This window comes from Hungatella hathewayi WAL-18680 (genome assembly GCF_000235505.1).
GTDB lineage: Bacteria > Bacillota > Clostridia > Lachnospirales > Lachnospiraceae > Hungatella_A > Hungatella_A hathewayi_A.
Genome location: NZ_JH379027.1, coordinates 1,839,284 through 1,851,718, shown reverse-complemented (window position 1 = coordinate 1,851,718; position 12,435 = coordinate 1,839,284). Strand labels below are relative to the sequence as shown.

General features: G+C 52.3%; 13 protein-coding genes and 1 pseudogene. 3 read left to right on the top strand and 11 right to left on the bottom strand.

What is annotated here, in order from left to right; all coding sequences use genetic code 11:
- The first annotated feature begins 243 nt into the window (after positions 1 to 243).
- From HMPREF9473_RS08275 to HMPREF9473_RS08265, 3 genes are all read left to right on the top strand, one after another.
- Positions 244 to 1,704, top strand: a complete 1,461-nt coding sequence (locus HMPREF9473_RS08275) for a nicotinate phosphoribosyltransferase (RefSeq protein WP_006779628.1) — start codon at positions 244 to 246, stop codon at positions 1,702 to 1,704.
- 818 nt (positions 1,705 to 2,522) lie between these two features.
- The gene (locus HMPREF9473_RS28490) at positions 2,523 to 2,810 is read left to right on the top strand and encodes a hypothetical protein (RefSeq protein ID WP_006779627.1); all 288 of its coding nucleotides are present in this window, start codon (positions 2,523 to 2,525) and stop codon (positions 2,808 to 2,810) included.
- Positions 2,811 to 2,962: 152 nt separating this feature from the next.
- Positions 2,963 to 4,372, top strand: a complete 1,410-nt coding sequence (locus HMPREF9473_RS08265) for a spore germination protein (RefSeq protein ID WP_006779626.1) — start codon at positions 2,963 to 2,965, stop codon at positions 4,370 to 4,372.
- 78 nt (positions 4,373 to 4,450) lie between these two features.
- On the opposite strand, the gene HMPREF9473_RS08260 is transcribed toward HMPREF9473_RS08265, so the two are convergent.
- The 11 genes and pseudogenes from HMPREF9473_RS08260 to HMPREF9473_RS27625 form a co-directional block, all read right to left on the bottom strand.
- A complete protein-coding gene (locus HMPREF9473_RS08260) occupies positions 4,451 to 5,167 on the bottom strand; it encodes a Bax inhibitor-1/YccA family protein (RefSeq protein ID WP_006779625.1) in 717 nt (238 codons plus the stop codon).
- A gap of 99 nt (positions 5,168 to 5,266) precedes the next feature.
- Positions 5,267 to 6,439 (bottom strand): NAD(P)-dependent malic enzyme, encoded by a 1,173-nt coding sequence (locus HMPREF9473_RS08255; protein ID WP_006779624.1) that lies wholly within the window; start codon positions 6,437 to 6,439, stop codon positions 5,267 to 5,269.
- Between the two features lie 22 nt (positions 6,440 to 6,461).
- Entirely contained in the window at positions 6,462 to 7,301 is an 840-nt protein-coding gene (locus HMPREF9473_RS08250; protein WP_006779623.1) for a sugar phosphate isomerase/epimerase family protein, read from the bottom strand.
- Between the two features lie 25 nt (positions 7,302 to 7,326).
- Complete coding sequence (locus HMPREF9473_RS08245; RefSeq protein WP_006779622.1) at positions 7,327 to 7,650, bottom strand: cupin domain-containing protein; 324 nt, start codon at positions 7,648 to 7,650, stop codon at positions 7,327 to 7,329.
- A 147-nt stretch (positions 7,651 to 7,797) separates the two neighbouring features.
- Complete coding sequence (locus tag HMPREF9473_RS08240) at positions 7,798 to 7,992, bottom strand: helix-turn-helix domain-containing protein (protein ID WP_006779534.1); 195 nt, start codon at positions 7,990 to 7,992, stop codon at positions 7,798 to 7,800.
- 40 nt (positions 7,993 to 8,032) lie between these two features.
- Positions 8,033 to 8,710 carry a hypothetical protein gene (locus HMPREF9473_RS08235; RefSeq protein ID WP_006779621.1) on the bottom strand — a complete coding sequence of 226 codons (678 nt, stop codon included), beginning with the start codon at positions 8,708 to 8,710 and terminating at the stop codon, positions 8,033 to 8,035.
- Between the two features lie 46 nt (positions 8,711 to 8,756).
- Positions 8,757 to 9,434 (bottom strand): hypothetical protein, encoded by a 678-nt coding sequence (locus tag HMPREF9473_RS08230; RefSeq protein ID WP_006779620.1) that lies wholly within the window; start codon positions 9,432 to 9,434, stop codon positions 8,757 to 8,759.
- Positions 9,418 to 10,056: a hypothetical protein gene (locus HMPREF9473_RS08225; protein WP_006779619.1), complete on the bottom strand. Its 639-nt coding sequence runs from the start codon at positions 10,054 to 10,056 to the stop codon at positions 9,418 to 9,420. The genes HMPREF9473_RS08230 and HMPREF9473_RS08225 overlap by 17 nt, the downstream gene beginning before the upstream one ends.
- Before the next feature lie 62 nt (positions 10,057 to 10,118).
- Entirely contained in the window at positions 10,119 to 10,655 is a 537-nt protein-coding gene (locus HMPREF9473_RS26100) for a hypothetical protein (protein ID WP_006779618.1), read from the bottom strand.
- Positions 10,656 to 10,684: 29 nt separating this feature from the next.
- Positions 10,685 to 11,215: a hypothetical protein gene (locus HMPREF9473_RS08215; RefSeq protein ID WP_006779617.1), complete on the bottom strand. Its 531-nt coding sequence runs from the start codon at positions 11,213 to 11,215 to the stop codon at positions 10,685 to 10,687.
- A 14-nt stretch (positions 11,216 to 11,229) separates the two neighbouring features.
- Positions 11,230 to 12,435: pseudogene (locus HMPREF9473_RS27625) on the bottom strand (hypothetical protein); the annotation flags it as partial.

Below are 12,435 nucleotides of genomic sequence, written 5' to 3'. Positions count from 1 at the left end.
CTGTCTCCATCGCAGTCCTTTATTCATTTAACTATTTGAGTATAGTAATTCTTGGTAGAAAAGTCAAGACTTATTCCCTATTTTGCGGATTCCTGGCGAGTATTTTCCATTATTTTTCGTTAAAATTTTATCAAACTATTTGTATTTTGTAAAATCTATGCTATACTTTCAGTTAAATTTGAAAAAATGAGTACCCCCGCTTCTTATCAGGCGAGAGCACTCCCACGAAAAGGAGAATTGAAAATGGCTCAGAGAAATTTAACGCTGCTGACAGATTTGTATGAATTGACCATGATGCAGGGGTACTTTAAAGAGAAGGATGCCAACGAGACGGTGATCTTCGACGCCTTTTACCGCAGCAATCCCAACAACAACGGATATTCCATCTGCGCCGGGCTGGAGCAGGTGATTGAGTATGTGAAGAACCTGCATTTTGATAAGGAGGACGTGGATTATCTGCGGACCACCGGGCTGTTTGGGGAGGATTTTCTGGATTATCTCCATCATTTTAAATTTACAGGGGATATCTATGCCATTCCGGAGGGCACGGTTGTCTTCCCACGGGAGCCGCTGGTGAAGGTTATCGCTCCCATCATGGAGGCCCAGCTGGTGGAGACGGCCATTTTAAATATCATCAACCACCAGAGTCTGATTGCCACAAAGACCGCCAGGGTGATTTACGCCGCCCAGGGGGACGGGGTGATGGAGTTCGGCCTTCGCCGGGCCCAGGGACCGGACGCCGGCATTTACGGGGCCAGAGCCGCCATGATCGCTGGGTGTATCGGCACCTCCAACGTGCTGGCCGGCCAGATGTTTGACGTTCCCATCAAGGGCACCCACGCCCACAGCTGGATTATGAGCTTCCCGGACGAGCTGACCGCCTTCCGCACCTATGCCAAGCTTTACCCCTCCGCCTGCATCCTTCTGGTGGACACCTACGACACGTTAAAATCCGGCGTGCCCAATGCCATCAAGGTCTTTAACGAAATGCGGGAGGCCGGCATTCCGCTGACCTTCTACGGCATCCGTCTGGACAGCGGCGATTTGGCCTACCTGTCCAAGAAGGCGAAAAAAATGCTGGATGCGGCCGGATTCCCGGATGCGGTCATCTCCGCCTCCAACGATTTGGACGAGAACTTAATCAGCAGCCTGAAGCTTCAGGGCGCCACCATCAATTCCTGGGGCGTCGGCACCAACTTAATTACCTCCAAGGACTGCCCGTCCTTTGGCGGCGTGTACAAGCTGGCCGCGGTGAAGGACAAGAAGACCGGAGAATTTATCCCCAAGATTAAGCTGTCGGAAAATGCTGAGAAAATCACCAACCCGGGCAACAAGACGATTCAGCGGATTTATAATAAAGAAACCGGCAAAATTATCGCCGATTTAATCTGTCTGGTGGATGAAACCTACAATTCCAAGGACCCGCTGCTGCTGTTTGACCCGGTGGAGACCTGGAAGAAGACCCATCTGGCTCCTGACAGCTATACCCTCCGGGAGCTGATGATACCGGTGTTCAAGGACGGCGTCTGCATCTACGAGTCACCGAAGGTGATGGAGCTTCAGGCTTACTGCAAGAGCGAGCTGGCCACCCTCTGGGAGGAATCCCTGCGTCTGGAATATCCTCACCGGACCCATGTGGATTTGTCACAGCCACTTTGGAATATGAAAAACCAGCTGTTAGACAGCTATCATTTCCAGGGCTGATATGGCTACTATCATTCACAATCTATTCACATATCTTTTACATGAAGGATATATTTTCTTAACAAATGGCCTGTATACTAAGAGTATCAAATGAAGAGGCTAACAACTTTACATTTAGATAAATTTTTTTCATAATCGCCGGCGGCTCGAAAGGGTCAGCCGGCTCCTCCCTTTTATAAGGGTATTTTATCGACCTTTTGCACAACGTTAAGGGCCTGTGGACATTCGTCCACAGGCCCTTATTTGGAGTCGTCATTCCCCCACAGAAGTCAACTCCTTTGCCACGATACACAACCGTCACATTATACATGTAATATCTTGGCAGAATCCCATGCCAAAAACTTGCAAGGCACCCCTTTGTGCTTCTCACATGGTAAATATACCACTTCCTACCACATATGTCAACGTCTATTCTGTGAATTTGCACAAGCCGAGCGGGCAATTGACGGATTATTTAGATTGGAATTACAAAAAGAATGACTGGAATCATTTCCACCTTAAAATATTCTTATTGCGCAAACAAATGGTCTGTGATATGATACATATATCTACGTGGCAGTTCATCTGCCAGACGTATCATGAGCATCACATCAAGCATTTTTCACATGCCGGCAGATTCGCTGGTGATTTCACAGAAAACGGGGATGGTGAACGGACAAGGAACTCTTGCATTTTCATGATACGACAGGTATAATGGAAACAAAAACAGCTCCTTTATCGCCCTGCCGTAATCTGCTCCTTTCCGCACCTTCCGCTTACGGAAAGGAAGGATTTTATGGGAAAACTTTACCTTTGAACACGAGGACATCTTCCGGGCTTTGGACGAGGATGCCTATGATGTCATCATAGCGATGACCGGCTCCAGTGAATTGGAACAGATGAAAGAAACCTATCGGGAAGAAGGAGGTACGATCAATATGTGTGAAGCAATTCGAGGAATGGTTGAACAAGGGGTTGAGCAGGGCATGAATCAATTTGCGGCCCTCACGGCGGAGCTTCTCAAGAGTTCCAGAACCGACGATTTATTAAAAGCAGCCAATGACAGGCAGTTCCGGGAGCAGTTATTCCGGGAATATGGAATCGGCAATAAAAATAATCTTCATTAAAAACACATCCCCCGCCGGAATCCAGTCCATTCCGGCGGGTCTTTTTTGATTTCATTCATATTTTTTCCCAATCTGCACATACTTTTCCTATCTAAAACAAACAATCTGCAAAACCGCCCCTGGCTTTGCGGATGTGCCAAAGGAGGATGTATATGGAATTTTCCAGCAGACTGGCGGATAATATGAAATATTTCCACCAGAAATTGAATGTTGAAAATAACTTTGATGTGGTCTACCGGGTTGTGAAAATCGGCGGTCGGGAGACCTGCATTTACTTTATAGACGGCTTTACCAAGGACGACGTGCTGCTCAAGGTACTCCAAATCTGGGAGGGCATCAAGCCGGAGGACATGCCAAAGACAGCCCACGAATTCTCCAAATTATATCTGCCCTACGGCGAAGTGGGCCTGGTAAAAAATGAGGATGACATGATTGTCCAGCTGTTATCCGGTATCTCCTGCTTCTTCATCGACGGCTACGACACCTGTCTCACCATGGACTGCCGGACTTACCCGGCCAGAGGCGTCAGCGAGCCGGAAAAGGACAAGGTACTGCGCGGCTCCCGTGACGGCTTTGTGGAGACCCTCATCTTCAACACCGCCCTCATACGCCGCCGCATCCGAGACCCCAAGCTGACCATGGAAATCATGAACGCCGGGGAAAGCTCCCACACCGACATCGCCATCTGCTACATGAAGGGCCGGGTGGATGAAAAAATGCTGGACCAGATTAAAAACCGCATCCAAAACCTCCATGTAGACGCCCTGACCATGAATCAGGAAAGTCTGGCCGAATGCCTGTATCCTGGCAAATGGTTCAATCCGTTTCCCAAATTCAAATTTTCCGAGCGCCCGGATACGGCAGCCGCATCCATATTGGAGGGAAACATTATCATCCTGGTGGACAACTCCCCGGCGGCCATGATTCTTCCCTCCTCCGTGTTCGATATCATCGAGGAGGCGGATGACTACTATTTCCCTCCTATTACTGGAACCTACCTGCGGCTGTCCCGAATGGTGATCTCCATTCTGACACTGCTTCTCACTCCCACCTGGCTGCTGTTTATGCAGAACCCGGAGATTATCCCGTCCTGGCTGGAATTCATCCAGCTGTCGGACCCGGCCCACGTGCCGCTGATCTTCCAGCTGCTGATTCTGGAATTCGCCATCGACGGCCTCCGGCTTGCGGCCATCACCACTCCCAGCATGCTGACAACGCCGCTGAGTGTGATTGCCGGAATCGTGCTGGGCGAGTACTCGGTGAAATCCGGCTGGTTCAACAGCGAGACCATGCTCTACATGGCCTTCGTCACCGTAGCCAACTACTCCCAGGCCAGCTTTGAGCTTGGATATGCGCTAAAATTCATGCGCATGCTGATTCTCATAACCACAGCCATCTTCAACTACTGGGGCTACGCCTTCGGCATCATTTTCTCGGTCTGCGCCATCGTCTTCAACAAGACCATCGCCGGCAAAAGCTATATTTACCCCCTGCTCCCCTTCAGCTGGAGCGAGCTGAAGAAGCGATTCCTCCGGGGACGCCTGCCTCATACCATGAAATAAACGATAAAACAGCAAAAAAATCCCGCAAACCAAATCTACTGGCTTGCGGGATCTTTTAATTCTACACAGAAAAACTGATTATTTCCTTCTGCCCAGCACACGAAGCAGATACAGGAACAGATTGATAAAATCCAGATACAGCTGAAGCGCCGAGAAGATAGACGCCTTCTTCGCCATCTCCGGGTTGGAGCCATATGCCGCGTGGTATGCCTTGATTTTCTGAGTGTCATAAGCCGTGAACAGCAGGAAAATGAAGATACCCACCGTACATGCGATCATCTCAAACTGGGCCAGATTGATAAACATTCCAAACAGCCAGAACGCCACCAGGAAAATCAGACCGCCCACCAGGAAATTGCGCAGCTTGCTCAAATCGGCCTTCGTCACATACCCAACCGCTGCCATCACGCCAAAGAACACGCTGGTAGCCGCAAACACAATCACCATATCCAGCACATTGTACATCAGGAAATACGCTGAAAATACAATGCCGTTCAACACCGCGTACAGGAAGAACAGACCTCTGGCCGCTCCCACCGACATCTTGTTGATTCTGGCGGAAAGGAACAGTACCACCGCCACCTCCGCGATTGCCAACACAAAAATTGCATAGGGAATCATAAATACATAGATAATGGCCCCGGTCATATATCCCGCCATGGATACCAGGAATGTCACCATAAGACCCAGAAACATCCATCCAAACGTCTTCGCCGTATATTTCCCCACCGGTTCATATTCACGGGGAATCTCCTGTGCCTGGTACCATTGGTTTGTTACATTATAATCATCCATATCTTCTGCCTCCTTTTTCTCTTCACTGATCATTCATCAGTTTTTTCATATCTATCATGATGGCCATGAAAGGCCCTATGATACGGTGTCACAATTTCCTTACAGCCGGTTCAGCCCAGCCTTCCTCGCGTCCTCCGCCACGGCCCCAGCCACCGCTTTCACCACCTCCGGGTCAAAGGCCTTCGGCAGAATATACTCCGCGCAGAGTTCCTCCGGCTTCACCACCCCGGCAATGGCTCTTGCCGCCGCCATCTTCATGGACTCGGTGATATCCGTCGCCATCACGGACAGCGCCCCTTTAAAAATCCCCGGAAATGCCAACACATTGTTAATCTGGTTGGGGAAATCGGAACGCCCGGTGCCTACCACCGCCGCTCCTGCCGCCAGCGCCTCCTCCGGCATAATCTCCGGAACCGGATTCGCCATCGGAAATACAATAGCCCCATCCGCCATGGAACGCACCATATCCTGCGTCACCAGATTGGGTCTGGACACGCCGATAAATACATCGGCCCCCTTCATCACATCGGCCAGATTCCCCTGCCGTTTTGTGCGGTTGGTCACCTTCGCCATCTCCGCCTGGGCCGGGTTGGTCCAGTCAGCGCCCTCGTAGACAGCGCCCTTGATATCGCAGAGAATCACGTCGCCAAATCCCAGTGCCAGCAGCATTTTCGCAATGGAAATGCCGGCGGCGCCGGCGCCGTTGATGACGATATTCAACTCGCCCATCTTCTTGCCGGTTACTTTGATGGCATTTAACAGGGCTGCGGACACCACAATGGCGGTTCCGTGCTGGTCATCGTGGAAAACCGGAATATCACATCGCTTCTTCAACTCCTCCTCAATCTCAAAGCATCTGGGAGCTGAGATGTCCTCCAGATTGATGCCGCCAAAACTTTTAGATATCAACGCCACGGTATCAATGATAACCTTCGGGTCCTTGGAATCAATACAGATGGGAAATGCATCCACATCCGCAAACTCTTTAAACAGGGCACATTTTCCCTCCATCACGGGCATGGCCGCCTCCGGGCCGATATCTCCCAGGCCGAGAACCGCGGTGCCGTCGGTGATGACCGCCACCAGATTCTGCCGCCTTGTCAAATCATAGACCTTCATGGGATCCTCCGCAATCGCCAGACACGGCTCCGCGACCCCCGGCGTGTAAGCCAGGGACAGCTGTTCCCGGTTAGTGATTGGGGTCCTGGAAACCACCTCGATCTTGCCCTTCCACTCATAATGCTTTTGCAGCGCTTCTTCTTTTAATGTCATGGGTCTCTCTCCTTGTTATGAGTTACACATTCTCATATATCTTCCGTAAATATTCCACATCCCTGTGGTACCGCTCTGCCGCGGAATTCTCCAGAAGCATGGTAATGTAAGGTTTCTGTTCTTTCAAATGTTTCAACAGCGGTGCGTAATCAAACAGCCCATCGCCTACATGGGCAAAATGAAGCCCCTCGCTGTCCCTTGTAAAATCCTTTACGTGAACCATGGTAATCCTGTCCCCATAGAGACGAAACGCCTCGTCAATCACCTGGGCCTGGGACTCTATCTCATCCTCGCCAATCAGGTTCACCGGGTCCAGAATGACTTCCACGTTGGGGGAATCCACATCCTCCAGGAAACGCCTCATGATTTGCGGATTGTACAGGGTATGGTCATGAACGCCTTCCACTCCCACAATCACGCCCAGCTTCTCCGCCGCCGCCACGATTTCCCGCATGCTCTTTAATAAGAGACGATAGCATTCCTCCGTGCGGGTTTCCGGCACCACCCGAAAGTTGGCATCATACCGCCCAGTTTCCGTGCCAACCATGTCGGCTCCGATGGCTTTGGCATATTTCAGATGCTCGATAAACTTCTGCACCTCCGTCTGCCGTTTCGCCTCATCCGGGTTGGTTGGGTTGATATAGCAGCCCAGCACCGCCACGTGAATCTCCCGCTCCCGCAGCTTCTCCGCCACCATCCTCCCAAGTCCCGGAGAATAATGTCCGTAACTGAAATCAAGTCCCGCGATGGACTTGCCAAATGCCAGCTGAATCTGGTGAATCCCCAAATCCCGCACCGCATCAAATACCGTATCCATGTCTGCTTTGGGGCAGATATCATGGCATCTCATTCCATAATTCATTACAGTATCCGCCTTTTACAAAGTATTAAACAAAGTCTTTTCTCATCGGTGTGAAAATGTCCAGCAGCATGGTCTCCTCAAGCGCCACCACGCCGTGCTCCACGTCCGGCTCCACATAGTAGGTATCGCCGGCCACCAGCACCTTATCCTCTTTTCCCGCCTCCTGGAATAACAGAGAGCCGGAGATAAGATAACCAATCTGCTCATGGGGATGGGAATGCTTGGCCCCCACAGCCCCTTTATCAAAATGCAGCTCCACGCTCATCAGGTTCTCGCTGTACGCCAGCACCTTTCTCACGACTCCGCCGCCCAAATCGGTCAATGCCACATCCTTATTCTCTACATACATATGTCTAAGTCTCCTCTCACTATGCTTTCTATGTTAACACATTAATGGATATATTTTACCACAAATTGGGGGATGTGTACAGATGGACAGAAAAATACCCTCACCCGGGACTCTCTCTGTCCAAATCCCCGGTGAGGGTATCCTTATTTATCCTTTAATGCCCAGCGTTTCCGCAATCCGCTCCTTGGTGCGCTCGCACTGGTTGCGGCCGTAAATGATGTCGCTGACGGTGGAGTTGGCGATGCCTAGGCGTCTGGCCAGCTCCTGCTGGGGGATGTCCTGCTCGACCATTGCAATTTTCATCTTTTTGCCAAATGGGGTGCATGGGATTCTGGTTGCCATATGGGTTTCCTCCTTGATTTTCTATGGTTGTTTGGTCAGGTTACAGCGTCGGGTCGGATACGGTGATCATGAAGCTTGGTTTTATGGTGAACTTATCCTCGTGGGACCAGCCGGTTTTGGTCAGTGCGTAAAGATACAATTCCATCTCACCGGGGGTGGAGCCGCTCTTGGCTGCTATCTGGCCTTTATTGGCGGCGCTGTCCGGGTCCAGGACATATTTCTTGGTGTTATTATCGACAGCCGTCGTCATCCAGAAATCTTTGGTGGTTGCTGCGTTGGTGGTTACCGTGCTTTTCTCTTTGATGGCGAGCATCATGGTCTTGGAAGTGTCCAGCGCTGATATACTATCTACCAGGCTGACATCCTCGGCTTCTACGGCCGATACATAGACCCAGATGGGAGATGCCGAATTGTTGACGATTTTGTAGTCGGATGACTGGGTGGTGATCTGGGTTCCCACATTGCCGTCGTATTTGTTTGGGTCGATATCAAAGGCGGCGGTCAGTGGTACCGTCACGTTAACTGTGGTTACATTGATGGTTCCGTTGATAGTGGTCTTGGTTGGTGTTCCCAGTGATTCTGCCGCACCGGTGCCGGCGGGGACTTCCACCTTTACTGTTCCGGCGCTTGATGCGAAGGCCGGGGCGCTTCCGGCCACTGCCATTCCTGCCGCCAGCATGATGGCTGTGATCTGTTTCCTCTTCTTGCTCTTTCTCATGTTTTCTTTCCTCCTGTATCCTTTTTCATTGATATATTCAGACGGACTATTGATTCCGTACCGCACTGACTTTTAAGGTAGGGCGGACGGTGAACTGATATTCCCCATAGAAGTCCGCCATGACTTTTCCGTAGATTTGGAGTCTGGCCGCGCTCTCCGCCTCGATTCTGTCCGCCACCGGGATTCCTGTTCTTCCCGGATAAATGGCATGCCGCTCAAAATCTGCTTCACTGTGGTAAGTTTTTCCGGCTTCTCCAAGCACCAGGATGGCTGTACCAAAATCATTGACGCCTGACAGCTTATCCACCAACTGAAAGCTCTGAGGCGGGCCGTCCTTGACATCTTTGAGGGAATGGAAGGTGACATCCCCTGGCCGGATTTCATCGACGGAGGCGATTTCCAGCCGGATCGGCACCCTGGAGAGGTTGGTCACCGTGAATTTATCCGGCGACGGGTTTTCCATCTGCCCATCCGGCGTGTCCAGGGAGAACCGCCCTTCCGGATTGATGCGGAATTCCACATCCGACGGCAGGGCCGCCGATATCAGCGCCACCTCTATGGCGCCGTGCAGTTCCGTGTCCACCTGGCGGGCTCCATCCGCCTTTGGAAATACAACGCTTGATTCCGATTCCACCTCCACGGCCCCGTAGACAGGGCTCCACCGGCTGGCCAGGGACAGAAGGAGAACGGCGGACAGTATGGTCCGGTTAATTCGTTTTTTCATTTCCTGTCTCCTCTCCTTCCTCATCTTCATACAGCACCAGCTTTATCTGGGCGGCGGCCTGGCCAAGGTAGGTTTCATCCTCCTCCTTGTAGGCGTAGAATCTTGCAATACAGCTGTACTGGCCCGGCGGCAGGTCCACTTTCAACGGGGCGGACTCCACATAGTTACCGGGCGGGATAGCGCCTGTCTCATAAATGATGTCCCCGGTATCCTCCCGGCTGATTTCCACGCGGATCAGCTTCCCCTGGTTGGAGGGGTTTTCTATCAGCCAGTTGATCGTTCTGTCCGCCCCGTTGGTTCTGCCAGAGGGCGTGGCATTGATAGACATGGACAGCATGCCTTCTTGCACAATGGAATCCAGCTCCCTCTGCCGCTCCTCCCTGGTCTTGCCGGGGATATCCCCTTCCACGATATTCGCCTCGTAGACGAGGCCCGGAGCGGGGGCCGGTTTACTCTGCTCTTTCAGATAAAAAAGAACTGCCATCAGCGCCACGGTCAGCAGAATGATGCCTGGAATCACGGCGACCGGCACCCGGCCGGTATTGGCATTCTGTCTTTCCTTTTTTGGTCTTCCACGGGTGCGCTCCTTCCGTATCTCCTGTCCATTCATGAGTGTTCTCATCCTTCCTGTCCTCTTGTGTCTTCTCTGTTTTTCCTGATATTCCTGATATTTATGTCCGGCCATCAGTTCTGCACATACAGTTTTATCTGTGCGGCAGCCCGGCCGATGTAGGCGTTGTCACTGATGCGGTAGGCGTCAAACCAGGCCGTGCAGGTGTACTCTCCTGCCGGAAGCTCCTGGTCCAGAGGCACCTCCTCTATATACTGCTCCGGGTCCAGATAGCCGGACTTGTAGATTTCCTCCCCGGTATCATCCCGGCGGATGGTCACCGTAAAGCGGTTGGTGTTTTCCGGCGGATTCTCTATCATCAGATTGGCCGCCGACTTCCCGTCCTTCATGGACGGCGTGGCGTTGATGGCAAATGTCAGAAGGCCCTCCCGCACCGTGTCGTCCAGTTCCGCCTGTCTGCCCGCCGGGTCGCTCAGGGTTCCTATCTGGACGTTCCCATCCGGTTCCATCTGGGGGATGTGGATTTCCGGCTGGGAGCGGCTGGCATAGACAACCGCTCCGGCCACTCCCAGCACCACCAGGCAGAAGATAACCGCCAGCGACAATACCAGCATGTTGGTATATCTGCCCCGTCTTTGATGTCTGCTCATGATAACATTCTCCTATCATTTGTTGCCGATTACGGCTTTGTAATGCGCAGTGTCATTTCCAGCGTCATAGTTCCGGATGGGGTTGTTTCTTCGAACAGCTCTATCCGGACGGTCAGCGGATATTCCCCCGCCTCCAGCGTCTGGTTCATCTGGATAACCTCTACATAATTTCCCGGGTCCACGCGGCGGGTGCTGCCGAGAAGCTGACCGCTTTCTGTCAGATACAGGCTGACCCGGGCGCTGTAATGATTGCTGTCCGGATTTTCATACTCGATGTTACACTCCCGGCTTCCCTCCGGTATGGTGGGCAGCTGGTTTAACACCACCCAGAAGTTATCTTTATCAATCTCCCGGCTCTCCCTGTTATGGAGACTCCCGGAGACAGCATGTCTGTCCGGCTGAATATCCATCCACGCCTGAACCGGCGCCGGAAATCCAAACACGGCGATACCTCCTGCCACAGCTGCTGTCACAAGCAGACAGCCCATGACAAGCAGAATCCGGTTCCGGTGCAGACGGTATCTTTGTCTGCTTTTGTTCCTCTGATTATGTTCCTGCATATTCGTCCACCTGCCTACGGAACCAGCTGTGCTTCGCCGGAATTTGCGGTAAAGTCATTCTCAGCCACCTGGAATTGATAATTGACATCGTAGCCATAGTCATTTTCCCAGAAGTTAAAATAGGCCGTATACTCCATGAAATACCGGTATCGCAATGTCCCGTTTCCTTTCAGCCTGCAGTTCATCCAGGCACCCGGACTGGCCGGATTGTAGTACAGACCGTCCGCCGGAATAATGCCCCCCTTGTTGGCTGCCGGCTCCGCGATGCCTACCCGGACACCTCCGGCGCTGTCCGTAATCCACTTGTCCCCGCTTAGCTTCGACTCCTCAAACACTGGCGTCAGTTCCACATAGCTGCCACCACTCAAAGGCGTCAGACTGATAATGCCGCCCTCCACCGGATAATTCCCGTGATTCATAATGGAAGCATCATTGCTGTAATCCTTATGTTTCGTGCTGTCAGGCGTCAAATTGACGGTTACATTTCTCGTCAGTTCCACACTCAGCGTCTTGCTGGTAACCGCCGGTATCGTCACACGGACTTCATACCGGCCACCGGACGTTCCTGCAAAATCCAGCAGGACGACACGCGCTGTCCCCAGGGTATAGGCGGCTCCCGTATACAGAGTCAGCTGGCTGACCGTGCCTGCGCTCCCAGTTGGCTGGCGCAGAGAAGCAGTCAGCGCCCCTAAGTCCACATTTCCCGCTTTGAAACCTATGTATTTATTGGCATTGACGGAGCCATACCTGGAAAACTGGCCGGCCACCGTGGCTGCTGATTCCGATTCAAATGACGCTTCATTAGTGTTCTCCTGATGAATTCCCCGAAGCAGCGCGCCAGTTATGGAGGTGGGCAGCGTTTCGCTCCGCCCCGTATCCGCGTCCGCCGCATTCAGCGTTATGGAAATCGTCTGTGGGGCGTCAAACGTCGGCAGACCTCTTGTCGCTTCGGATGCCAGGCTGGTATACCATACCCGACCGGTTCCCACACGCTCTCCGTCCGCCGTCGTGTTCAATCCGTCTGTCTGCTCCCAAATCTTTTTGTTGGTGGATGCGTCCAGCTTCGTTACCACGCCGGTGCTTTCGCCAGTAAGCAATTCCTCGCTGTAACACCGGACCACCGAACTTCCGGAAGTCCCGCTCCCCGCAATGGAACCGGCTGCACCGCCTCCGGATATGGTAATGCCGCCGGTGGTTCCGCATGCATTGTAGCTGTTTTG